This is a genomic window from Heyndrickxia oleronia (genome assembly GCF_017809215.1).
Taxonomy (GTDB): domain Bacteria; phylum Bacillota; class Bacilli; order Bacillales; family Bacillaceae_C; genus Heyndrickxia; species Heyndrickxia oleronia.
The window spans coordinates 1,809,244-1,833,541 of sequence record NZ_CP065424.1 but is presented as its reverse complement, the minus strand read 5'-3'; the positions used below and the strand labels follow the sequence as shown (position 1 = coordinate 1,833,541).

Below are 24,298 nucleotides of genomic sequence, written 5' to 3'. Positions count from 1 at the left end.
ACCCTTTCTAGCAATTTTTATAGTAATGTATGTTTTTACTAGAAAAAGTAGAACAATTTAGCAGAATGAAATGACTTATCTTACAAAAACGAGACGATTCTCCTATCTTGTTTTATAACCAACATTTTCTTGGTTAACAGATGTATGTAATGCAGAATTTAAACCATTAGCGATTAAATTGGCCATATCTTCAATAAATACATCAACTTCCTTCGGTGTAACCATTAAATTATGACCAAGAGGCGCCAACACTTCATGAATTAATGTTCGTTTCTCGTTATCATCAAGCGTCCCGATCATCCCCATAAACATTTTCCGGTGTTGTTCTCCAGGCATATCCTCTTCTGTCAATTCTCGTTTTTCACCAAATGTCATACCTGAGGGCGCCAATGAACGCGAAGGACGATTTCCCTCTCTCATTTCCCTTCCAAAATGCTTTAATAAATAGTCTATTGCATCACTAGTAATTGAAACAGCATCAACAACAGTAGGTACACCAATTGCAATCACTGGCACCCCTAGCGTTTCTTTGCTAAGTTCTTTTCTTTTATTCCCTACCCCAGACCCTGGATGTATGCCAGTATCTGATATTTGTATCGTTGAATTGACGCGTTCAATCGAACGGGAGGCAAGGGCATCAATGGCAATAATAAAATCAGGTTTAGACTTTTCCGCAACCCCGAAAATAATATCGCTAGTTTCAATACCCGTTAACCCCATTACCCCTGGCGCAAGAGCACTTACAGAGCGATAGCCCTCTTCAACATTTTCAGGTTGCAAATTAAATAGATGTCTTGTGACAATCACATTCTCACAAACAAGTGGACCAAGGGCATCCGGTGTTACATTCCAATTTCCTAAGCCGACAATTAAACAACTGGCATCCTTTGGAATTTTCGAGGCTTGAAGAAATTGACTAAACTCATGCGCAAACACTTCCTCTACTTCTTTTTGTAAATCAGAATCTTGTTGACGGATACCCTGAACTTCTAAAGTCAAATAATTTCCAGCTTTTTTACCTATCGCTTGTTCACCTTGTTTGGTTATTTGTACAGTTGAAATTTTTATATCTCCAACTTGTCGGTCCTTTATCATTACTCCTTCGATTTCCGTTTCCTTTTCTTGACTTTTTAAGCGTTCTTCTACAGCCATGTCTTTCGCTTCTAAAGCTAAGTCTGTTCTCACGGAATACAAGCTTAAATCTATTTCATCTCGATTCTTCATCAATATGTTCCTCCTTATGTAGACACAAACATATTAGGATTTTTTTCATATTTTATATTTTTACCTAATTTAGATAGATTCATTCCTATTAACGATGATTTACAGAATAGTACATCTTAAAATTACTAGAAAAGCCCTTTTTCTATTTCTTTTTCTAGGCTAAGTATTGCATAATCAAGGTTCGTTTGATAAAATATCACTTGTTCTTATTGTTAAGGATTGTGAAAGTCGAGTGATTGAATTTTCATTACTCGTAGGAGGTGAAAGAAATGCCAAACATCAAATCTGCCATCAAACGCGTAAAAACTAGCACTGAAAGTAACGCACACAACTCTGCTATGAAATCAACTATGCGTACTGCTGTGAAGAAATTCGAAGCTGCAGTTGTCAATAAAGATGAAAACGCAAAAGACCTATTAGCTACTGCTGTAAGTCAACTTGATAAAGCAGCATCAAAAGGTCTTATCCATAAAAACACTGCGGATAGACAAAAAGCACGTTTAATGAAAAAATTAAACACAGCTAATGCTTAATAAGAAAAAACGATCCAATTAAGGATCGTTTTTTTATTCGGTAATTTTATTTCAATTGAAATAGGAACATCTCTATAATCATCACTTTATCTAAAGAGCTAGTTTTCATTTGATAATCACATTTAGCTAATAAATGCATGATTCTTTTCAGCTCTTCTTCTGAAAAAAGCTGTGCTTGTCCTGCAGCCAATTTAATTCGAAAGGGATGGACTTTTAAATGTGAAGCTATTTGCTGCTGACCATACCCTCTCCTTGATAGCTCTTTTGTTTGATAAACAAGTCTAAATTGGTTGGCTAAAATGGATAGAATTTTGATTGGCTCCTCATTTTGCTTTAACAAATCATAATAAATCCTTAACGCATCACTTATATTTCGATGAACCACTTTATCTACAAGGCTAAATATATTTTGTTCAAGTGTCCGAGAAGCTAAACGTTCAACTGTTGCTTTATCAATCTTATTATTTTCCCCAATAAAAAGAGAAAGTTTATCTATTTCACTAGAAAGCATCATTAGGTTTGTTCCTGACAAAGTTATAAGTAATTCCGCTGCATCTTCATCGATCGTGACACCATTCAGCTTAACCTTCCCAATTACCCAAGATTTTAACTCCGCATCTTTTAATTTTTTAGCTTCAAAAACAGATGCATTCTTTTTTATTAATTTTGTTATTTTCTTCCGTTCATCCAATTTTTCATAGGGAGCAATGAATACTAAAATAGTATAATCAGGTGGATTTTGTATGTATTCTTCTAATTTTAAAAGATTATGTTCCACTTTTTGTTTTCCTTTTTCAGAAGTTAAGAAAATAGCGTTTTGTAATATAACCAGTCTTTTTTCACCCATAAAAGGAAATGTCTCAGCATCCTCTAATGCCACTTCTATAGGTACCTCTTCCAAATCATAAGTGGACAAATTAAAATCCATTTCTTCTTCCGTTAACATATTATTCACTAATTTTTGCTTTGTTTCATTGATTAAATAGCTTTCTATTCCATATAATAGATATAATGGAGAAAAAACCTTTTGTTCAATCTTTTTCCATAGGTCAATCATTCGAATCCTTCTTTCTAAAGGAGTTATACTTCTATCGTAAAAAAGGATTAGGATTTTGACAAGCATTTTAAAGGGGATTAACCTTTTAAATATGGAAGGATAACCCCCAAATCTATAGTTAACGTTAATAAAAAAGGCCTAGGATACTTTTTTATTAACGGTAGACTTTTATTTATTTTTATTCTCACCGTGTCTTTGAAAAGTATTTGTGTAAACTCTTGTCAGTATAGGGATTTGTTATATAGATTTTTTTAAGCAAATAGTCTATACTAAAGTTGAAATAGGAGGGGTCGTTGTGAATCAATTTGAAAAAAATGTACAATCAAAACGTAACGATGCAATCGATTCAGGAGTTGGATTTGGTGTTTCATTCGCACTTTTTGCTGTGATGTTCATCATTGCCACTATTATCAAATTTGTAGGCTAATTTAAAAAACATGAATTTATGAGAGAGTTTGCTTCTGCAAACTCTCTTCATTTTTCTCACACTTAAACGTTTTTTGATTGGATAAACTACTTTATACTATGGTGAAAAGGTTAGAAAGGTTCCATTATTTTGTAAAAAATTATACTGTATCGCACCTTGTAAATCTGTACGGAATATTTTAATATGATTTTCCGTTAATCTCTCAAGAACTTCCTTGTGAGGATGGCGATAGCGATTATTTTTCCCAGCAGAAATAATGGCATAGGTTGGATTTAACTTTTGAAGAAATACCTCTGTGCTTGACCCTTTACTTCCATGATGTCCTATTTTTAAAACATCGACTTTTAGACGCTCATTTTCTAATAATTCTTTTTCTCCTTTAGCTTCCAAATCCCCCGTAAAAAGCCAGCTAAGACCCCCAAATTCCGCATAAAGAACTAAAGAATCATTATTCCCTTCATAATGATTATCAAACGGAAAAATGATCCGAAAATATCCAGATTGATTTTTCCACTTAAATCCAGCCTTTACTACCTTAATGGATATGTTTTTACTTAATGCCATTTGTACTGTTTTTAACATCATAGGCTTTTCCCATGAATTTGGGGATAGAAGTATTTCATGTACAGTTAACCTCTCTAACAGCTCTTCAGCAGCTCCAATATGATCTGAATCACTATGCGTCAATATTAATTTATCTATTTTAGTTATCCCTTTACTCTTTAAATACGGTAAAATAATATCTTTTCCAACCGTAAATGGTTTTTTTCTTACCGCCCATTCCTCTTGAGGAAAGCTCACTTCTCCCCCTGTATCAATTAAATATGTTCCTCGATGAAAAGGAAGACGAATTAATATACTATCACCTTGACCGACATCAATAAATGTCACTTCTCCTGTTGGATCATAAAATTGCGAGATCTTAAAAATGAGGATTATCATGAAAAGGGGAAAAATTGAATAAGTAATTGAACGTCTCCTTTCAAGAAGAAACAAGACCAATTGACTGACAACAATGAATATACATAAGAAGAACATACCCGGTTTCCCTGTAACTAAAACTCCATATTTAAAATCCAGCAGACTGCCAAAACCTTCGGAAATAGATACGACGATATGTGATGCGTTCTCAATGAAATGAAAAACAGTAAAATCGATATAACTACTTACAAAAGTAAGAAAAAATAATGGTAATACTATAAAGGTATATAAAGGAACATAGATAATGTTACTAAAAATGCTGGTCAATGATATTTCAAAAAAGTGAAAAGAAAGAATCGGTAAAGCAGAAATTTGTGAGATGAAAGATACCAACATTAAATTGGTAAAAAAACTTCTGTAGCGAAGAAGAAGGGATCTTGAAGCGAGCAGAATACATAAACTTACAGTAAAGGATAATTGAAATCCAATATGAAATATGATAAATGGATCTTTCAGTAAAAATAAAATAAAACATATTGAAAGTGCATCTGTCGAAGAAATAGGTGAGTTCTTTCGGATAGTACCTATAATGAGCATGGACATAATAACAGCACGTACAACTGGAGGATGAATACCTGTTATTATGGCATAGGTGGGTAGAATGATTAATAAAATCCAGCTCGCCATTTCCCGAGGACAACCTAGTCGAATAAGTATATAAAATATCCCAGAGGATATGACACCAACATGTAAACCTGAAATAGCTAATAGGTGAACAATCCCTAAACGTTGATATAAGGAGTAAATTTCTTCTGAAAAGCTACTACTATCACCAAACAAAAGGGCTTTAGCATAAGGAATCGTATTTGGAGAAAATAAATTATCCACTCTTTTTAAACCATTTTCCCGAGCACGTAAGACCCATTGAATGAACCCTTTACTTGATTCTTCACAGCTAGTAATGGATGTAACTTTTAATATCCAATGTACATTTTGTCTATATAAATAAAGACGATAATTAAATAAATTTTCATTTCTATTAGATTCAGGCTTTTGTAACTCACCTTCTACTTTACAAATGATTCCACTATACATATTTTCCATTAACCGCTTCTTTTCGACTTCTGTACCTATTTTATAATTCAATACGATATTTTCTTTTTGATTGGTTTTTGCCATTGATTTAAACTGATTTCCGTTAATATGAGGGGGTTCATTAAGTTGAATGAAAAAGGAGGTTTGTGTAGGTGAAATCTTTGTCACTTGCCTTTGCTCATTGGCCCATAATCCATAAAGTGCAAAAATAACATATATCCCGACGGATAGGATAATTAATTTTCTCTTTTTTAATAATACAATCCGTAACCAAATGCAATGAAAAACAATGATTAGCCCCCAATGAACCCCTAAAAAGAGTGAACTTCCACAGAGGGCTGTACCCGCTAGAAAAAGCCAATATCCTTTCATAATCTACCTATTATACTAAATCCTCAAATAGTTTTTTTGCTTCATTTTGCAAGGAATTTAATTCTGTTTCACTGATTCCCACATCATCTAATTTTTTTAGAAGAGTTTGAACAAAACTTATTTTTTGTTGAGAGTGTAAATCTAAGGATTTTTTATTAAAAGGAACTTTTTCAACATATACACCCGCTTTTTGATATAACTCCATTGCATATGGATGATTCTTATAATCCTCGGAATAGTATACTGATTTAATTCCTGCCTGAATAATGGTTTTACAGCATTGCAAACAAGGAAAATGTGTTACATAGATTTCTGCTCCATTTGTAGGAACACCGAATTTTGCACACTGTAATATTGCATTTGTCTCTGCATGAATCGTTCTAATACAATGATTGTCTATAACATAACAACCTTCATCAATACAATGTTCTCCACCGGCTATAGATCCATTATAACCACCTGCAATAATTCTTTTATCACGAACAATGGTCGCCCCCACTGCTAGTCTTGTACATGTACTTCGATAAGATAGTAAATGGCTTTGCGCCAAGAAATATTGATTCCAAGAGATTCTTTCCATATCTTTTTCCCCTCTTTATAGATTATTTCTCTACCTATATAGTTTATAGGTACATTTGTTACCCCGTCAATGTTCGATTCTAGCGTTTCTATTTTCCGTTACAGAATTTCTATTTCCCTCAAATCGAAATCGAGTCTTTGAGTTTTTCATATGTCTTTTCACCAATACCCGTAACATTTTTAATCTCTTCTATTTTCTTAAATTCTCCCTTTTGCTCCCGATATTCTATAATGGCATCGGCTTTCGATGGACCAATACCAGGGATCGTTTGAAGCTGATCCTTATTAGCAGAATTTATATTTACTTTTCCCTCACTATTGTTGGTAGTACTTTCAGCTTCATCAAATAGAGATACATTTATTTCTTCACCAATTTTAGGAACATATATTACCATTTCGTCTTTTACTTTTTGAGCTAAATTAACTTTCAATTTATCAGCATTTTTGCTAAATCCACCCGCCTTCGTAATGAGATCTTGTACTCTCTCCCCATCATTCGCTTCATAAATTCCAGGGTTAACGATTTCTCCTTTCAAATCAACGATGATCTTCATGTCCGCTATATTTTTTTGATCCTCATCTTCCTTTTGACCAGATTCTTCTAAATAAGCTGAGAAATCACTCGTATGAATACCGAGTTTTTCCCTTGGACTTTTTCCAATAAACAGGAATATAACGATCACCAAAAGTCCAACTGCTATTAAAAGAAATTTATATTGTTTAAAAATTCGTTCCAACAACTTAACACCTCCTTATTAATTTGTTTTTTACTGAATAAGGACAATCATGTTAGACATAAAGTATTGTGAATAGTTTTTTGACGGTCATCGTTTTTCAAGTAGTATGCGACCCGAGGAGTGTTGAAAATGAACATAGGCTTTATAGGTACCGGTAATATGGGGAGTATTCTTGTTGAAGGATTTATTGAGGGAAAAGCAGTCAACCCTTCAAATATTTATATAACCAATCGAACAAAGGTAAAGGCTGAAGCCCTTCAACAAAAATTCCCATCGATGCATGTTTGTGATGAGGCATCAAAGGTCATTGAAAAATGTCATTTGATCTTCATTTGTGTAAAGCCACATGATATTTACCCATTATTAGAGAAACATCAAAACGAGCTGACAACGGAAAAATGTCTGGTTTCTATCACAAGTCCAATCTCTGTAGACCAACTTGAACAATTACTCCCTTGTTCTTGCATTCGAGCGATCCCAAGCATTACTAATCGTGCTTTATCAGGGGTGTCCTTATTAACTTTTGGAAAAAACTGTGATAGCTATTGGGAAAGAAAGCTGAAAGAACTTTTCTCTTTCATATCTACTCCGATTGACATTGACCAAAATATTACAAGAGTAGCTTCAGATATTGTTAGTTGCGGTCCAGCTTTTTTTAGTTACCTTACCCAACGTTTTATTGATGGTGCAGTTGCTGAAACCGAAATTGATCAAACAACAGCAACGATTTTAGCTGGTGAAATGTTAATTGGCCTTGGAGAACTCTTAAAGAAAGGTTACTATACTCTTCCTACACTACAGGAAAAGGTTTGTGTTAAAGGAGGAATCACAGGGGAAGGCATAGGAGTACTTGAAGATGGTATTGGGGATATTTTTGAAAAACTGTTTCAAGCCACGCATAGTAAATTTAATGAAGATCTGGAGATTGTTGCAAAACAATTTAGTTAATACTAGTTTCGACAAAAACTCTATTTTTCCTTCAAAAAAAGTCGGATTTATAAAATTATAAATCCGACTTTTTCTCTTGTTTATTTTTTTTACAAACGAAAAATATTCTTTCGGAAGTATCACTTGGAATGTTATCAGAATAATCAGCAGAAACTTCAAGAACATCAAAGCCTGCAGCTTCTAACCATTTAGAATAGTCACTAATTGGAAATGTTCGCTGTCTATGAAGCTCATCAAATCGTATATACTGATCAGTTTTTTCATTCAATACAAAAAAGGTAAGCTCATGTTCCACTGAATGGGGAAAGTCTCCCTCAAAACTATTCCATATATATGAAATTTCATCATCAATATACGTAAATGTTTCATTCATAAATATTTGATCCACTTTATAAATAGAATGAACATCAAAAATAAACAAGCCATTATCATCTAAGTGAGTATATACCCCCTTAAATGTTTCTTGTACTTCTTCGGGAGTAGAAAGATAATTTAAAGAATCACAGAAAATAGTAACTGCATCAAAAGTTCCAAGGCCTTCTAAGGCACACATATTCTGTTGAAAAAGTTGAATAGGTACACCTACTTTTTCCGCTTTTTCGCGAGCGACCATTAACATATCCTCTGATAAGTCCACTCCTGTTACTTCAAAATCTTCTTCAGCTAATTTAACGGTTAATTCTCCAGTACCGCATGCTAAGTCCATGACCTTTTTTCCAGAAATATTATATTTTTTTACTTTATTTTGAAAAAAATTCAGCCATTGATCATATGGAACATCACGCATTAAATCATCATAAATATAGGCGAAATCCCCATAATTCATGGTGTTAGCTCACTGCGTATATCTTCGAATGGCGCATCACCCCATAGGCGTTCCAAATTATAGTAGCTACGCTCATCACGATGAAAGACATGCGCAACGACATCACCTAAATCAATTAATACCCACTTTCCTTCATCAAAGCCTTCCATGCGCTTGACAGAGTAACCAATTTCTTCTGATTTATCTTTAATCTCACTTGCAATAGCTTGAACTTGCTTATCAGAATTACCATGGCAAATTAAGAAATAATCTGCAATTAGGGATATTCCCTTCATATTTAAAACAACAATATCTTCAGCACGTTTATCATCAGCAGCTTTAACCGCTGTATTCAAAAGTTCTCTATTCTCCATACACATATCTCTCCTTTTTCATGACAAGATCATTATAAAACGTGAACGTATCCGGATATACGGCCTGATTTTTATTCATTAAGAAAATAATTGTATTTTTAACTGAGTAAATCAGTGCCTCATCTAAATCCTTTTTAGCAAGTTTTCTTGCTTCTTCAACACCTGGAAACTGGCGTCCTGGCTCAATATAATCAGCTAAGTAAATAATTTTTTCAAGTAGCGTCATATTCATTCGACCGGAGGTATGATAGCGTACCGCGTTAATAATTTCTACATCCTTGATCCCTACCTCCTCCTGAATCAAATATGCCCCTACTGGTGCATGCCATAATTCAGGATTGTACTGTAACAGAAGCGGGTCAAACTTTTTCTCAATGATGATTTTTTTCATTTCCTCAAGCGGTCGAAATTTGGCATAGTCGTGAAAAATCGCAGCTAATTCAGCCTTTTTTTCATCTGCCTCATATAGTATCGCTAAATCAATTGCTGTCTCCATTACACCTAAAGTATGTGTGTAGCGCTTTTCAGTCAGCTGTTTTGCTACTATTTCTAATGCTTTATTCCTCTCCATATAAATTGTGCTCCTTTATATAATTCATGACCTCATCAACGACCAAATATTTAATTGATTGCTTATTTTTCACTTTCGTTCTAATTAAAGTCGAAGATAAATTTATATCAGGAATCTCAATGAATTGAATCGGGTATTTTGTTTGATGGGAATGTCCCGGCCGATTAACGCCAACGAACTTTATCATTTGGATTAATTCTTCTACACGATACCAATTTGGCAAATATTCAATCATATCTGCACCAATAATAAAATAGAAGTCTATGTCAGGTTCTCTCTTTTTTAATAATGAAACCGTATCAAATGTATAGGAGGGCCCTTCCCTTTCAAACTCTATTAAATCTAATAAAAAATAGGGTTGATCATTTATTGATAAAGAAATCATTTTTTTTCGATCATCATTTGTCACCCGACTATTTCTTACTTTATGAGGTGGTATTTTATTCGGCATAAATCGAATTTCATCCAAGTGTAATGCCTGCTTCACCTCATTTGCCATGATTAAATGGCCTAAATGTGGAGGATCAAACGTTCCACCTACAATACCGACACGCTTTTTCATCAATGCATCACCTATGGTAGTTGTAATTGTTTATTTTCCCTTGATTCCTTATAAAGAACAATGATGTTTCCAATAATTTGAACAAGCTCAGCTTTTGTTCCATTAACTAAAAGGTTCGCTACAGAATCTTTATCTTCTTCACAATTTTGTAAAATACTTATTTTAATTAATTCACGTGCCTCCAAAGCCTCAGAGATTTGCTTTATCATATTATCATTTACGCCACCTTTTCCAACTTGAAAAATTGGATTCAGATGATGTGCTTTCGAGCGTAGAAATCTTTTTTGTTTACCTGTTAACATGTTGTTGTCCTCCTAGTTGGTTTATCACAATTTGTTTCATTCTTCTTACATCCGGTACGTTGCCTGTCCATTTTTCAAAAGCAATTGCCCCTTGATAAATAAACATACCTAATCCATTACTTGTGGATGCTCCCTTTTCTTTTGCCGCTTTTAATAAAGCAGTTTCAAAAGGATTGTATATAATATCAACCACGTGTGTGTTCGGTAGTATATTATGAATAGATAGTGGTGTCTCATTCATATTTGGACTCATCCCAATAGAAGTAGTTTGTACGATGAGAGAATAGCTGTCTAGCGTTTTCTCTGCCTCATCCATCGTTAATATATTTGTTTCAGATGGATACGGACAGGATTCAACTAATTGTTTTGCTCGTTCAGTTGTTCGATTACATATATCGATAGCCTGAACACCATCATGTACAAGAGAATAAAAGATGGCCTTAGCCGCTCCACCTGCACCAATGATTAAGACCTTTTCTTTTTCTAACTCTCTCTTCCATTCCTCTTTCAAACTTCGGATAAATCCTAAACCATCAGAGTTGTAGCCTACAAAAGAATCGTTCTCACGTACAACTGTATTTACTGCGCCGATCGCTTTAGCTAATGGGTCGATTTGATCTAATAATGGGATAATATTCGTCTTATGCGGTATTGTTACATTAAATCCTGCAATACCAAGTACCTTCATCCCTTTTACCGCTTCTTCTAAATGATTAGATGTTACGTGAAAAGGAAAATAACAATGATCTAAGTTTAGACTCCTAAAAGCATCAGTATGCATTAAGGGAGATAATGAATGGGCAATAGGATCCCCGATGACACCATAAATGTTTGCCATGGCCAACGCCCCTTTAAATTAATGAAGATCGGATCATTACATTTACACCTTTAGGGACATACGCGGCAATTTTTGCCCCAGGTTCATTCACTGTTACCCACCCTAGTCCAGAAAAGACAATATCTGTCTTTGCTTCCTTAATAACAAATTCATGACGGACTAAATTCGGAAAATGATTTAGATCATCTTTTCTTGGTGGTTGTAATAAATCACCTACATGTTTTTCATATAATTGATCAGCATTTTCTATTTTGGTTCGATGAATTTTTAGCTCATTAGAAACATAACATACAAGGGATCTTCTTCCACCACTGATATAATCCAACCTAGCTAGTCCACCGAAAAATAATGTTTGTTCTTCGTTTAATTGGAAAATAGTTGGTTTAATTTCTTTTTTGGGTGTAATAATTTTAAGGTCCCTTTTATCAACAAAATGCGCCATTTGATGATGATTAATAATCCCTGGTGTATCAATTAAAGCACTTCCATCACTTAATGGAATTTCAATCATATCTAACGTCGTCCCAGGAAAATGTGAGGTTGTTATTATATCTCTTTCACCAGTAACATTTTTTATTATACGATTTATAAATGTTGATTTACCAACATTGGTACAGCCTACAACATAAACATCTTTTCCGTCACGATATTGATCGATCTGCTCCATTGCCTCATCCATAGAATGACCTTTCGTTGCACTTACAAGGAGAACATCTATCGGGTTTAATCCTAATTCTTTCGCTTGTTGCTTCATCCATTTAACTAGCTTTTCTCTCTTCACCGATTTTGGTAGTAAATCCTCTTTATTCCCAATTAAAAGAATCGGATTATTACCAACAAATCTATGTAATCCAGGAAGCCAGCTTCCATTAAAATCAAAAATATCAACAATCTTTACGATTAAACCATCAACCGTCCCTAACCCATTTAATATTTTCAGAAAATCGTCATCCGTTAGTGAAACATCCTGCACTTCATTATAATGTTTAAGTCTGAAACATCGTTGGCAAATTAATGTTTCCTTTTCAAATGCAGATGGTGGTGCATATCCTAATTCTTTCGGGTCTTCTGATTGAACAGCAATCCCGCAGCCAATACAAATATTTTCAATCAATGTTAATCCTCCCAATTAATTAATCCTTTTTTCTTAAATGATGACATAATTCTACGTTCTATTTGACGATTAAAGCGAGTGACAAATCCATCTGATTGTGCGACAGGGATAACTAAAATGGTATAAAATCCACTTCGATTTCCACCAAGAACATCAGTTAAAAGCTGATCGCCGATTACTACTGTTTCTTCTTTTGACACATTCATCAGTTGGATTGCTCGTTTAAAAGCTTTTGTGAGCGGCTTACGAGCCTCATAAATATAAGAGATCCCGAGTGGTTCAGCAAATGCCTTTACTCTTCTTTCATTATTATTTGAAACAATTGTTACTTTAATATTATGTTTTTTCATGTCCGCAAACCATTCAATAAGCTTTGGGGTAGCATTTGGCCGATCCCATTCGACTAATGTATTATCTAAATCTGTAATTATGGCTTTTATTCCTTTTTCTTTTAAATCCTCGGGTTTAATTAGAAATACATTTTTTACATGTTGATTAGGTAAAAAATTTTTCAGCAACAATCATTGACACTCCTATCTATGTTAGACCGACTTCCCTTATTTTAAAATCGAGTACTCACTTTTTTGTTACACTTTATCATACCAATTTTAACTCTGTATTCAAAATAAAAGTTTGTTCGTCATTGTAATTTCTCTTTTTTCTCTACTATGAGGAAATCTATGACAAATATTTTTCGACAAAACTCCCATCATTCTACACTGTGGATAACTTTATTCACAATACCCACATTGTTTTAACCGCATATTGATAATTTATAAACAAGATAATCACAAGTTATCCACCAAGCATTGTGGATAACAAGAACGCTTGTTCTATCGATAGTAGTTTGTTAAAGTAATAATACATCATGGATAAATACATAATATATGATATTTTTTCTACTTTTAGAACGTAAATGTATATGGAGGTGATGGCTTATTATGAGAAAATTATCTGATGAATTGTTAATCGAATCCTACTTTAAAGCAAAGGAATTAAAGTTAAGCCAGGATTTTATACGCCTCATTGAAACAGAAATTCATCGTCGTACGCTGACAAATCGCATAAAAATATCATCATAAACATATGGCGGGGCAGTCTGATAATATCATTTTCGGACTGCCCCTCTTTTCTTTCCAGTATTATCATTTTATTTATCAAAATATCCTATTGCTTCACCAACCTTAATGTCAGTTGGAATCTGTATATTCTTATCTAAATAAAAAGTTCCCTTTTCAAATAATAAGACGACCGTTGATCCAAATGAAAAGTAGGCTATTTCATCCCCTTTTTTCCATTGTTCTGTTAAGTGGGTACAAACAATCGAATTAATAAACATGGCTCCGACTTTTACAATTAGTACTGAACCTTTATCATGTATCAATTCCGTAATCACTCGATAATTTTTTGCTAATGGTGATTTCCCATATTTCAGTCCAAATTGATTGACAGGATAGGATTTTTCACCTAATGTATATTGTCGGGCTACTTTTCCTGTTACTGGACTATGTATACGATGGTAATGTTTTGGGCTTAAGTATAAAATAATGAATTGTCCACCTATGTATTTATCGATCTTTTTTTCTTCACCTATCATTTCTTGCAATGAGTAAATTTTTCCTTTTACTTTTATATGCTTATCAGCTGTTATTTTACCGGCATCTTCTATAACTCCATCCACCGGACTAATGATGGCTTTATGATCAACAGAAATTTTTCGGGCATTAGGTTTCAATTTTCTAGTAAATAATTCGTGTAATGTCGAATAAGTATGAAGATCTTGAAGCATTTCATGCTGATTAATTTTATAAACCTTAGCATATGATGAAATGAAAGGTCTGCTAATCTTTGATTGGGCAAACTTTTTTATACATTTAGAAGAAAACTGATGATTTGTCAATTCAATCAAGAAGCGATAGATCCATTTTTTCACAACATCTCCTCCAGCATTGGCAAAAAAACTTTAGGTTATTGCATTATATTATAAAATTTTATTATATAATGGAAGAGGGTGTATAAAAAACTTTGAGAAATCTTCTTTCTCAAATTCAGAAATTGAACATATTATCTATCTAGGAGGTGAATAAAGTGTTTCATTCTGATGTAATTGATCAGACCCTCAAGAAGCTTAGAGCACAAACTGCTAATATGCTAACATTATTAAATTTAGGATTAGGTGGTTTTGCTATTCTAGTGGCCATTCATGGACAATTAGGACTCAGCGTTATTCTTATATTCATGGCCGCTCTTGCGGATCGATTTGATGGTCTAGTTGCTCGTAAATTAAATATCGTATCAGAAATGGGCAAACAATTAGATTCTATGAGTGATATTATTTCATTCGGAGTTGCTCCAGCTATCCTTCTATATCAAGGAATTCTGCATTCATTTGGCTATCCCGGACTATTTTTCACAGTATTTTATATAGGTTGTGGCGCTTTTCGATTAGCTCGATTTAATATTACTGAAGGAAATGGGTATTTTACTGGTTTACCTATAACAGCTGCAGGTTGTCTTGCAACCTTAAGTTACCTTGCACTTCCAGTTTTTCCAACGCATTTATATTTATTTATTATTCTTATTTTAGCTCTACTAATGATCGCATCATTTAAATTAAAAAAGTTTTAATAATAAATCTATAGTATAAATGGGGATGATTTGTATGCCAAATCATCCCCATTTTTTTCATTGCTTTGTAGCCTCTAAAAATTCCTCAACATCCTTCACGCACAGCTTAACTCCTTCTTCCCAAAAATCTCGCTTCGTTAAATCAACATTTAAATGTTTCATCGCAAGATCCTCAACCTTCATGGAACCTGTATCCTGTAGGAGCGCCATATATTTTTCCTCATAACCTTTCCCTTCTTTTTGAGCCTGTGCATATATCCCTAAGGAAAATAAATAGCCAAATGTATATGGGAAATTATAAAACGGAACACCTGTAATAAAGAAATGGAGCTTGGAAGCCCAGAATAATGGATGGTATTCCTCCAAGCCATCCCCATATGCCTCTTTTTGTGCTTCTAACATCAACTCATTTAAACGTTTTTTACTTACTATTCCTTTTTTACGTTCTTCATAGAATCGTGTTTCAAATAAGAATCTAGAATGGATGTTCATTAATAAAGCTACAGATCTTTGAACTTTGTCCTCTAATAAAGGTAATCGTTCCTCATCACTTTTTGCATTCTTTACAGACGCATCAGCAACAATCATTTCTGCGAAAGTTGAAGCAGTCTCTGCCACATTCATGGCATATCCTCTTTTTAAAGGATGAACATTTTTCAAGGCATATGAATGGAAGGCATGGCCTAATTCATGAGCTAAAGTTGATACATTGGAAGGTGTTCCAGAGTATGTCATAAAAATTCTAGATTGGCCACTAACTGGAAAAGAAGTACAAAAACCACCTGGTCTTTTACCCGCACGATCTTCTGCTTCAATCCAACTATCCTCAAATGCTTTTTTGGTAAAACTCGCTAATTGATCACCAAATTTACCAAAGTGCTGAATAATAAATTCAGCTCCTTCTTGATAGCTAAATTGAGTATTCACCTTGCCAATTGGGGCATCTAAATCGTACCAGCTTAACTTTTCAATTCCTAGAAGTTCAGCTTTTCTTTTTAGGTAGTCTGTTAATGGTTTCTTATAATCACTTATTACTTGCCACATAGACTCTAATGTTTCTTTCTGCATACGATTATAGCTTAAAGGCTCCTTTAAAACCTCATCCCAGCCTCTTTCCTTGTAAAGTGATAACCGGAAACCTGCAAGATGATTTAGTGTTGTAGCAAACATATCAGCTTTCTCATCCCAAGCTTTTTCCCAGTTTTTAAAAACAGTTGCTCGAACATTTCGGTCAGGATTTGAAAATTTATTATGTGCCTGACCAACTGAAAGTTCAACTATTTCTCCATTCTCTTCAAACGGAATTTTCACTTGACTTACTAATGTGTCATACATATCTCCCCAACCATGATATCCATCAACACTTAATGAATTTACTAATGCTTCCTGTTCTTTTGGTAACTTTTCCTTTGCAAGTTCCCTACGTTCATTCAATACGAATGCTAATTCTTTAATCTCAGGGTTTTGTAATAGCTGTTTCCATTGATTCTCTTCAATCCTTCTTAATTTATCATCAAAATTAGTTAGGATTGTATTTAACTGAGCACGCAATTCTGCAACATTTCCTTTTAATTCACTTGCTTTTTCATCCAATGTATTTTGAGCTTGTAAACAGCTTACAAATGCACCAGCTTGAGTAAGCATTTGTGAGTTTGTTTGTAACTTTTTTAGTAATTCCAAAAATTTAGCTTCTTCATGTAACACTTGGATTGAATCCCAATTATCCACTTCATTATTAAATGAGATAATTTCCTCTTTAATCTTTTCTAAAAAATTTCTAAACTCTTCCGAATTACTTCCATCTTTGAAAAAAACATCTAAGTCCCAAGTCAATGAATAGGTTGTCGTTGTCAAAGTAATTCCCCCTTCTATGTATGTACATTTATATTATAAACATACCATCTAAATTTTTCTAATATTTTAAACACCTATAAAACCGAAATTTTTTTCGCAATATTTTTGGAATGCCACAATTTTGCCACTGTATAGTAAAAATCTGTTCATTTTTGAATCATCTAACTAAAAATTTGTATGCTACATTAAAATTAGATATTCAAAGGAGTGATGAACATGTTTTCTATTGTTATCGGGCTTGTTTTATGTACTGCGGTTGCCTTAGTCATTGCTGCTGAAGTAACGGTGGAAATGGAAGGGTAATAGATATCATCTGCTTAAAAAATTCCCCCTTTTATATAAATAAAGGGGGAATTTAACTTTTATTCTTGCTGATTCTTTTTCTTTTCCTTCTCCGCACGATAAAATTCATGAAACATTTTCATTAATGCTCTTTTTTCTATTCGTGATACATAGCTCCTTGAAATACCTAATTCCTTAGCAATTTCTCTTTGTGTTTTTTCTTTTTGTAAATCAAGACCAAACCTACCAATAATCACTTCTTTTTCACGCTCATCTAGAACATCAATATACTCTTTAACCTTTTCCAGTTCCATGCTTAATTGAATCGTATCAAAAACATCTTCAGCATCTGATTTTAAAACATCGATCAACGAAATTTCGTTCCCCTCCTTATCCTGACCAATGGGATCATGTAGGGATACATCCTTTTTTGTCTTTTTTAGTGCTCGTAAATGCATGAGTATTTCATTTTCAATACATCTAGCCGCATAAGTAGCAAGTTTGGTACCTTTTCCCTCGGAATAGCTTTCAATTGCCTTAATAAGGCCAATCGTTCCTATAGAAATAAGGTCCTCGACATCCTCTCCTGTATTCTCAAACTTTTTGACAATGTGAGCAACAAGACGAAGATTATGTTCAATCAAAATGTTCCGGGCCTCATCATCCCCATGAGCCATTTTCTTTAGATACTTTCGTTCGTCACTAGCAGAAAGAGGTTGGGGGAATGCATTATTTTTTACATACGAGACCAAAAAAATAAGTTCTTTAAAAAGATAGCCAATTGCTGTTAAGATTCCGGACATTTTCTCACCTCCGTTAGGCTTTTACCTATACATAATGCTTATGTAATTTAGCCTTTGTTCGTGCAGGTCCTACTAAAGAAAATTAAAGGAAAAGTTTTCCGAAAATAAGAATAATGGTTGATTGTTATTTATAAGGTAAAAAAGAAAAAGGGCTAAAACCTAGTGATCTGAACCGATACTTCGCTACCCATTTTTTTAACTTCGTTGTAGTGACATTATGGCGTTTTGCTGTATCTTCGAAAGATTCCATACCTTTAAGGTAGTCTTGAATAGCATTTAATTTAATTTCCAGTGAATATTTCTTCATAAAAAAAACTGCACCTCCAATTGTTAGTTGTGTCTAACAATTTGGGTGCAGTTCATAGTGGTTCAACCCTTTTTCTTTTTATGAAATGAAATGGTTAATAGCATAATTTGCAAAAACATGTTATCCTCCTATTCAACTGTTAGCTAGGCGGAATCTTTCTCCACCCATAAAGAATTCAACCTTTTTGTTTGCCAAATTAACATCACTAATATCTCCCTTCTAATTTTTATTTTTCGATTACATATTTCTGTAAAAAAGCTCACAGTACTTCATTTTGTTCTCATCAATTATTTGATTAATTCTTTGTTCATGAACACAATCTTCTAAAGACTGTTTACGTTTTTTGATGGTAACTGTTACAAAAATCAAATTTAGTGTCATACGATCACCTCCTTATTCATGCGTTTCTTACTATTAATGGGGTTTCTTACGGAACTGCTAAATGTTGTAATTAGGATCAGTCCTCTTCTTAGTAACTTTCTTCACTATAGACAAATCTTAAACAAAAAATAAATGATGCAGCTAAATTCTTAGACAGGAAAAAGCCGCAGGGAAGACCGTTTCCACTGCGGTTTTTTGGACACAAAAAAGCCGCAGGAAGAAACATATCCATCCTACGGCTTCGAAAATTAGCTGTCATTTAAAGCAAATCAAATTCGGGTTAGGTCGAATGGATTACAAAATATTGAATTGTAATGAAAAAATAAATTTGAGATTCTTTTCATTTTAAACGACCTCCCTTTCATGAAATATTTGTTTACGTAGGTAAGTATATCCAATAATGATAGCTTTGTAAACATTTTTTTGAAATTTTTTTATTTTTCTTTTGTTGGTTTTGCTCTTTTGATAAAAAAGGCTAATACAAAGGCAACAGCAGCAATTCCAGTGGCTACTACAAAAGCATCATTTATACCACTAACCGTAGATTGTTGGACTACCTTCCCGTAGATGATACTGGTGGCTAAACTTTCCCCCGATTGTGATGGAAGACCTGCCATTTGAGCAATTCCTTGACCTAATTGTGACATTTTACTTTGAATATAAGGATTTGAACTTGCAATGATATTCCCATAATTTGCGGTATGATACGATGATCGAGTTGTCATAACCGTAACTAGAAACGCTGTTCCAATACTTCCTGCAACTGTCCTTGCAGTATTAGAAGCAGCCGTTCCATGACTTGTTAATTTTAAAGGTAGCTGATTCATCCCTTCAGTCATTACTGTCATCATTAAAAATGACATCCCAAACATCCTCATTACATATAGCAACATTATATGCGAATAGGTTGTCTGCATCGTTAATTGAGTAAATTGCCAGGTGGTTACTACAGTGATAATAAGACCAAATAAGGCTAATGGTCGAGCCCCCATTCGATCAAATAACCACCCTGATATTGGTGACATAATTCCCATAATAATTGCACCTGGAAGCATTAATAATCCTGATTCTAATGCAGTAAACCCTCTAATATTCTGTAAATAAATCGGTAGCAGGATCATAGCAGCGAACATAGCCATATTAATAACCATACTTATAATGGTAGTGAGTGCAAATATATCATATTTAAAGACACGTAATTCAAGCATTGGTTTATCTGTTGTTAATTCTCGCCATGTAAATAGAATCAAACCAATTACCCCAATGGCTAAGGAGATAATAACGACCATACTATCCCAGCCATTATTTCCTGCCTCACTAAATCCATACAGTAGAAACCCTAAACCGATCGCAGAAAAAATAAATCCTGCAGTATCGAATTTTGGATTGGTTACCTTTGTTACGTCCTTCATCCAAGCAAATGCCAGAATTAAATCGATGATCCCAAAAGGGATTACAATATCAAATAAGATTCTCCATGAGTAATGTCCAATTAACCATCCTGACAAGGTTGGACCTATTGCTGGAGCAAATATCATCGCTACACCCATCAATCCCATTGCTGAACCACGTTTATCTGGTGGAAAGATCGTTAAAAATACCGTCATCAATAAAGGCATAATGACACCTGCTCCTGCAGCTTGTACGACCCTTCCTAACATCAGTAAGGAAAAAGTTGTAGAGATAGAGCATATAATGGAACCGATTGTAAAAGCAGAAATAGAGAAAATTAGCAACTTCCTTGTACCAAGTTTTGCAATCAAAAACGCGGTTATCGGAATAAAAATTCCATTTGTTAACATATATCCCGTTGACAACCATTGAACCGTGTTTGCGGATACATTTAGATCATTCATGATATGCGGAATCGCTACATTAAGTAAGGTTTGATTTAATATTGCTACAAATGCCCCAAGCATCATCGCCGCAATAATTTTCCCTCTATTTTTAGCAAATTGATCGACCGGCTTATCATTTTGACTGCTTTCCTGCACTTGATCATCATCACGGTTTTCCTCTTCTTCAATCAATCCTGCAGCTTCATTAACATACTCTAGCGCTGGCTCGGTAATTGCAGAGGATTGAAGTGTTTCATCGATTAACTCATCTGCAGTCGTGACCTCTTCGTTCTTTTCTTGCGTCTCATCTATTTCTTCTACTTGAGGTAGTGGTGCGTTTTTTTTGCGAATCATATAATTCACAAATAATAGCAAAAGAATGGATACAAGAATATAACCTGCGATATATATTGACATGTCATCACCTACTTATGAATTCGCACAGTCACATTCATACCTGGAACTAAGTTAAGATTACTTTCAATTGATATCCTAACAGGAATAACTTGAACCTCTTTTGTATAATTCCCTGAGGCAGTATTGGTTGGCAGAAGAGAGAATGTTCCAGCTGTTGCTAGCCCAATTTCCTCAACTTTTCCTTTTAAAGAGGTATTAGGGAATGCATCAACATAAACATCCACATTTTGGCCAATTTCAACATCATCTATATTTGTTTCTTCAATATTTGCTGTTACCCATAAATTAGATAAATCATAGCTAATTGCTAAAGGGGTACCTGCTCCCACAATTGTGTTTGGTACTGCATTGGATTGAACGACTGTACCATTTGCAGGAGCAGTAATATCCATATTAACTGGACCATTATCGCCTAGTGTTTGAACTGTTGCGATTTTATCATTTTTGGCAAAGGTATCTCCCGTTTTAAGGTTCCAAGCTGTTAATGTTCCATTAACTGGTGAGGCAATCGTGACTTGCTGACCCGCAATTTGCGCATTATCCGTACTTAAATAAGTAACTGATCGATTATAGAAAAAATAAGCTGTAAATCCACCCCCTACCAAAATGATTAGTAAAATTACATTAATTAAGATCATTCGTTTAGCATTCATAGATGTTCCTCCCATAAAAATGAACATTGTAAAACATTCGAACATTCTTCCCTATTTTTTCTCTCATTCTTTTTTTTATCCAGATCATTTTATGATTTTCCTTTACAACAAAAAAAAATAGCACATAATTGTACTATTTTTTCATTAAATACTCTTCCCCTTCATCACTATCAAGAAGAATTTTTCTATATCGGTTAGATTGAAAAAGAAAATAGACAGAAAGTAAAAGTAATAAAACGGTTCCGCCCATTAATATATCTGTTTTAATAATTGTTTTATCCTCTAATGGTAGTACGACGCCAAGATATAAAAACGCTGATAATGCTAAAGATGTAATTCCAAATCTTTTAAAGTCGACCATTTTCTCATAAAGAACTCTTGCTTTGGACATATACGTCATCCTCTCTATGAATCTACTAATAACTTTAACATATATAGCAGTAAGATTTATTAGGTAATTAAAGGGAATATAGAAAGGCATGAGCGCGATAAAAAAGACAAGAGCAATGTAATACCTGCTTATGTTGAGAGTAGATGAAGGATTTGGTCGAGGCTTAAGCTAAAATAATTTCTTATTGTTAAATATATACTTATACATGTTGATACACCAAAAAAGGATAGGTGAAGTTGCTTATTCACACTATCCTTTAGTTTATTATATCTTTACAGTTATAATGCTATTTTCCCAATTTGTAACAATTGCAGATCTTTTCTCAGTCCAATAAAGGGGTGCTGACAGTTTAGCCTCTGGTTTATTTATCTTTACCTTACTAGCAATATTGTTTAAACATATAGCCTTTAATTAAAATGCTTCACCATTTCCATTACAAGCTTTGCAGAATGGAGAGCAGCCGTTTCTAAAAATTGATCAAATGAAATATTCGATTCTTTCCCAGCAATATCTGATAGGGATCGTATAATGACGAACGGTGTGCCAAATTGATAAGCAACTTGTGCAATGGCAGCAGCCTCCATTTCAGCTGCTTGAAGCTGTGGAAACTTTTCATGAACAAATGCAACCCTTTCTGGATCGTTCATAAAAGAATCACCTGTTGCAATCAATCCTTCACTTACTTGAACGTCTTGAATAGATTCTGCAGCTTTCTTAGCAATTGAGATTAATTTTTCGTCTGCATTAAATGCAGCGGGCATTTGAGGAACTTGTCCATATTCGTAACCAAATATTGTTGCATCGACATCATGATGACGAACCTCAGTAGAAATAACAATATCACCAACCTTTAAGGATGGATTAAATCCACCTGCAGATCCGGTATTAATTACTACATCTGGTTTATATTGATGCAAAAGAATCGTTGATGACATAGCAGCATTTACTTTTCCAATTCCAGAGCGGAGTAATATCACCTCTACACCATTCATTTCTCCAGTAGAAAACTCATATCCTGCTATGGTTTCTATTTTTAAATTATTAATATTTTCTCTTAAAATGGCGACTTCTTCTTCCATCGCACCAATGATTGCTACTTTCATATTCATACCTCTTTCATTTAATTATCATTCACAAATATTATAAATCAATATAGAAAAAAAATCATTTTTACAAAGAAACCCTTGAGCATGATTTTATAGATGAGGAGTTGCAATACGTTTCTCAGTGAAAATGAAAGATATAGCTGTCTTCAAGCAATTATTAATAGTTAAAACTTTACTTATATAGCAACAATGTTTGAGAAAAGAACCTATAAAAAATATGCTACAATACATTTGGAGGGATGTTGATGAGCTTACAATTTGAATTAATAGAGGACAAGATTGAATTTTTTGAAGCTGTAGATTTAAAAAATCTTGAAAAGAAAATCAATGAAAAAATTGAACAGAATAAGGCGATCATGCTACATGTCCATTCTGTGTCTCACCAAATGCAGCTCACTGAAAATGGGCAGCCATTTTATTCTGCAGTTGTACATTTTAAATTAAAAAGATAGGGTGACTAAATGTACACCCTATCTTTTATCATTTTTGTTTAATTCTAATACTTTTATTGGTTTCCAACCTTGCCCATCTTCCCAGCTTAAATAGACACGATATGTCTTTGACGGATCATTTTTAGAGGAAACTGTACCTGCCACTAAATTATCAGATCCACCCTCACGTCCTAAATACCAAATAGTTAAACTTTCTTCGGGTATTCCAGTAGCGTATGATAAAGCTTTGGTTTTTTCCTGCCAATCTATCGAATTTTGATCTGAGGAATATTGGTGACCATTTGTTTGCTCTGTTCCGATACCTTTCCAATTAGGATTAGTATAAGATTTTTTCACATTTGGTTCATCACTTTCTTGGGAGATAACTTCTTCACTATTTAAGTCCTCTCCTTCAAGATCCTGTTTTTCATCCTCAGATGAAAGCTCATCATTATCATCCTGATCTTCATTTGTATCATTATCAGAAGTCATACGGTCTTTATTTTCACTGTTGTTGTCTTTATTCTCTTTTGAGTCATGAATACCTTTGGCTTGTTCTGTCTCTTTATTTTTATCTATAGCTGCTTTCTTATCATCATCATTTCCACCAAAAAAGATTTTACTTCCGACAATGATAATAAGTACAACAACAACTAATATAAGTGAATTTAGGATAATATTCGTTTTTCGCCTTTTTGATCTTTGAGCTGACCGGGAACGAATTTGATCGTCAAAATCATTTGCCATA

At 33.9% G+C, this 24,298-nt stretch carries 29 protein-coding genes; 6 read left to right on the top strand and 23 right to left on the bottom strand.

What is annotated here, in order from left to right:
- Positions 1-102: 102 nt before the first annotated feature.
- Positions 103-1,224 (bottom strand): GPR endopeptidase, encoded by a 1,122-nt coding sequence (gpr, locus tag I5818_RS09150; protein ID WP_071976213.1) that lies wholly within the window; start codon positions 1,222-1,224, stop codon positions 103-105.
- A gap of 269 nt (positions 1,225-1,493) precedes the next feature.
- Here gpr and rpsT point away from each other — a divergent pair, with 269 nt between their 5' ends.
- Complete coding sequence (gene rpsT / locus I5818_RS09145; RefSeq protein WP_058002121.1) at positions 1,494-1,757, top strand: 30S ribosomal protein S20; 264 nt, start codon at positions 1,494-1,496, stop codon at positions 1,755-1,757.
- A gap of 46 nt (positions 1,758-1,803) precedes the next feature.
- Here rpsT and holA read toward each other — a convergent pair whose 3' ends face one another.
- Positions 1,804-2,814, bottom strand: coding sequence for a DNA polymerase III subunit delta (holA, locus tag I5818_RS09140; RefSeq protein ID WP_078109899.1), 1,011 nt, complete (start codon positions 2,812-2,814; stop codon positions 1,804-1,806).
- Positions 2,815-3,109: 295 nt separating this feature from the next.
- On the opposite strand from holA, the gene I5818_RS09135 reads away from it, so the two are divergent.
- Positions 3,110-3,241 carry a YqzM family protein gene (locus tag I5818_RS09135; RefSeq protein ID WP_065107191.1) on the top strand — a complete coding sequence of 44 codons (132 nt, stop codon included), beginning with the start codon at positions 3,110-3,112 and terminating at the stop codon, positions 3,239-3,241.
- 96 nt (positions 3,242-3,337) lie between these two features.
- Here I5818_RS09135 and I5818_RS09130 read toward each other — a convergent pair whose 3' ends face one another.
- The 3 genes from I5818_RS09130 to I5818_RS09120 form a co-directional block, all read right to left on the bottom strand.
- A complete protein-coding gene (locus I5818_RS09130) occupies positions 3,338-5,629 on the bottom strand; it encodes a DNA internalization-related competence protein ComEC/Rec2 (protein ID WP_078109900.1) in 2,292 nt (763 codons plus the stop codon).
- Between the two features lie 10 nt (positions 5,630-5,639).
- Positions 5,640-6,209 (bottom strand): ComE operon protein 2, encoded by a 570-nt coding sequence (locus tag I5818_RS09125; RefSeq protein WP_058002118.1) that lies wholly within the window; start codon positions 6,207-6,209, stop codon positions 5,640-5,642.
- 118 nt (positions 6,210-6,327) lie between these two features.
- Positions 6,328-6,948 carry a helix-hairpin-helix domain-containing protein gene (locus I5818_RS09120; RefSeq protein WP_078109901.1) on the bottom strand — a complete coding sequence of 207 codons (621 nt, stop codon included), beginning with the start codon at positions 6,946-6,948 and terminating at the stop codon, positions 6,328-6,330.
- A gap of 126 nt (positions 6,949-7,074) precedes the next feature.
- Between I5818_RS09120 and comER the strand changes: the two genes are divergently transcribed.
- On the top strand, positions 7,075-7,893 hold the full coding sequence (comER, locus tag I5818_RS09115) for a late competence protein ComER (RefSeq protein ID WP_078109902.1): 819 nt from the start codon (positions 7,075-7,077) through the stop codon (positions 7,891-7,893).
- Between the two features lie 55 nt (positions 7,894-7,948).
- Here comER and I5818_RS09110 read toward each other — a convergent pair whose 3' ends face one another.
- The 8 genes from I5818_RS09110 to I5818_RS09075 are packed head-to-tail and all read right to left on the bottom strand — an operon-like array spanning position 7,949 to position 12,980.
- Complete coding sequence (locus I5818_RS09110; RefSeq protein ID WP_078109903.1) at positions 7,949-8,719, bottom strand: class I SAM-dependent DNA methyltransferase; 771 nt, start codon at positions 8,717-8,719, stop codon at positions 7,949-7,951.
- Complete coding sequence (gene rsfS / locus I5818_RS09105) at positions 8,716-9,072, bottom strand: ribosome silencing factor (protein WP_058002114.1); 357 nt, start codon at positions 9,070-9,072, stop codon at positions 8,716-8,718. Before rsfS ends, I5818_RS09110 begins: the two co-directional genes overlap by 4 nt.
- The gene (gene yqeK / locus I5818_RS09100; RefSeq protein ID WP_071976219.1) at positions 9,062-9,643 is read right to left on the bottom strand and encodes a bis(5'-nucleosyl)-tetraphosphatase (symmetrical) YqeK; all 582 of its coding nucleotides are present in this window, start codon (positions 9,641-9,643) and stop codon (positions 9,062-9,064) included. The genes rsfS and yqeK overlap by 11 nt, the downstream gene beginning before the upstream one ends.
- Entirely contained in the window at positions 9,630-10,205 is a 576-nt protein-coding gene (locus tag I5818_RS09095; protein ID WP_071976220.1) for a nicotinate-nucleotide adenylyltransferase, read from the bottom strand. Before I5818_RS09095 ends, yqeK begins: the two co-directional genes overlap by 14 nt.
- An 11-nt stretch (positions 10,206-10,216) precedes the next feature.
- Positions 10,217-10,507, bottom strand: coding sequence for a ribosome assembly RNA-binding protein YhbY (yhbY, locus tag I5818_RS09090; RefSeq protein WP_071976221.1), 291 nt, complete (start codon positions 10,505-10,507; stop codon positions 10,217-10,219).
- Positions 10,494-11,345 carry a shikimate dehydrogenase gene (gene aroE, locus I5818_RS09085; RefSeq protein WP_078109904.1) on the bottom strand — a complete coding sequence of 284 codons (852 nt, stop codon included), beginning with the start codon at positions 11,343-11,345 and terminating at the stop codon, positions 10,494-10,496. Before aroE ends, yhbY begins: the two co-directional genes overlap by 14 nt.
- Before the next feature lie 13 nt (positions 11,346-11,358).
- Positions 11,359-12,459: a ribosome biogenesis GTPase YqeH gene (yqeH, locus tag I5818_RS09080; RefSeq protein WP_235849602.1), complete on the bottom strand. Its 1,101-nt coding sequence runs from the start codon at positions 12,457-12,459 to the stop codon at positions 11,359-11,361.
- Between the two features lie 2 nt (positions 12,460-12,461).
- A complete protein-coding gene (locus I5818_RS09075) occupies positions 12,462-12,980 on the bottom strand; it encodes a YqeG family HAD IIIA-type phosphatase (RefSeq protein WP_058002108.1) in 519 nt (172 codons plus the stop codon).
- A 420-nt stretch (positions 12,981-13,400) separates the two neighbouring features.
- On the opposite strand from I5818_RS09075, the gene sda reads away from it, so the two are divergent.
- Entirely contained in the window at positions 13,401-13,541 is a 141-nt protein-coding gene (gene sda / locus I5818_RS09070) for a sporulation histidine kinase inhibitor Sda (protein WP_058002107.1), read from the top strand.
- A gap of 68 nt (positions 13,542-13,609) precedes the next feature.
- Here the strand turns inward: sda and I5818_RS09065 are convergent, their stop codons facing one another.
- Positions 13,610-14,392: a phosphatidylserine decarboxylase gene (locus I5818_RS09065; RefSeq protein WP_071976224.1), complete on the bottom strand. Its 783-nt coding sequence runs from the start codon at positions 14,390-14,392 to the stop codon at positions 13,610-13,612.
- Between the two features lie 155 nt (positions 14,393-14,547).
- Here I5818_RS09065 and pssA point away from each other — a divergent pair, with 155 nt between their 5' ends.
- Complete coding sequence (pssA, locus tag I5818_RS09060; RefSeq protein ID WP_058002105.1) at positions 14,548-15,087, top strand: CDP-diacylglycerol--serine O-phosphatidyltransferase; 540 nt, start codon at positions 14,548-14,550, stop codon at positions 15,085-15,087.
- Positions 15,088-15,144: 57 nt separating this feature from the next.
- Here pssA and I5818_RS09055 read toward each other — a convergent pair whose 3' ends face one another.
- The 8 genes from I5818_RS09055 to mtnN form a co-directional block, all read right to left on the bottom strand.
- Positions 15,145-16,941 (bottom strand): M3 family oligoendopeptidase, encoded by a 1,797-nt coding sequence (locus I5818_RS09055; protein WP_078109905.1) that lies wholly within the window; start codon positions 16,939-16,941, stop codon positions 15,145-15,147.
- A 362-nt stretch (positions 16,942-17,303) separates the two neighbouring features.
- Entirely contained in the window at positions 17,304-18,026 is a 723-nt protein-coding gene (sigK, locus tag I5818_RS09050) for an RNA polymerase sporulation sigma factor SigK (protein ID WP_071974994.1), read from the bottom strand.
- Between the two features lie 124 nt (positions 18,027-18,150).
- Positions 18,151-18,333 (bottom strand): transposase, encoded by a 183-nt coding sequence (locus I5818_RS26420; protein ID WP_071974995.1) that lies wholly within the window; start codon positions 18,331-18,333, stop codon positions 18,151-18,153.
- Between the two features lie 237 nt (positions 18,334-18,570).
- Positions 18,571-18,714, bottom strand: a complete 144-nt coding sequence (locus I5818_RS09040; protein ID WP_078109906.1) for a YrzI family small protein — start codon at positions 18,712-18,714, stop codon at positions 18,571-18,573.
- A 434-nt stretch (positions 18,715-19,148) separates the two neighbouring features.
- Positions 19,149-20,969, bottom strand: coding sequence for a DHA2 family efflux MFS transporter permease subunit (locus tag I5818_RS09035; RefSeq protein WP_078109907.1), 1,821 nt, complete (start codon positions 20,967-20,969; stop codon positions 19,149-19,151).
- A gap of 8 nt (positions 20,970-20,977) precedes the next feature.
- Positions 20,978-21,622: a beta-barrel domain-containing protein gene (locus tag I5818_RS09030; RefSeq protein WP_078109908.1), complete on the bottom strand. Its 645-nt coding sequence runs from the start codon at positions 21,620-21,622 to the stop codon at positions 20,978-20,980.
- A 133-nt stretch (positions 21,623-21,755) separates the two neighbouring features.
- On the bottom strand, positions 21,756-22,013 hold the full coding sequence (locus tag I5818_RS09025) for a YrhC family protein (RefSeq protein WP_071974998.1): 258 nt from the start codon (positions 22,011-22,013) through the stop codon (positions 21,756-21,758).
- A 407-nt stretch (positions 22,014-22,420) separates the two neighbouring features.
- Positions 22,421-23,116, bottom strand: a complete 696-nt coding sequence (gene mtnN, locus I5818_RS09020; protein WP_071974999.1) for a 5'-methylthioadenosine/S-adenosylhomocysteine nucleosidase — start codon at positions 23,114-23,116, stop codon at positions 22,421-22,423.
- Between the two features lie 248 nt (positions 23,117-23,364).
- On the opposite strand from mtnN, the gene I5818_RS09015 reads away from it, so the two are divergent.
- Complete coding sequence (locus tag I5818_RS09015) at positions 23,365-23,571, top strand: DUF2536 family protein (RefSeq protein WP_058002098.1); 207 nt, start codon at positions 23,365-23,367, stop codon at positions 23,569-23,571.
- An 18-nt stretch (positions 23,572-23,589) separates the two neighbouring features.
- Here the strand turns inward: I5818_RS09015 and I5818_RS09010 are convergent, their stop codons facing one another.
- Positions 23,590-24,297, bottom strand: coding sequence for a YrrS family protein (locus I5818_RS09010; protein WP_071975000.1), 708 nt, complete (start codon positions 24,295-24,297; stop codon positions 23,590-23,592).
- Position 24,298 lies beyond the last annotated feature (1 nt).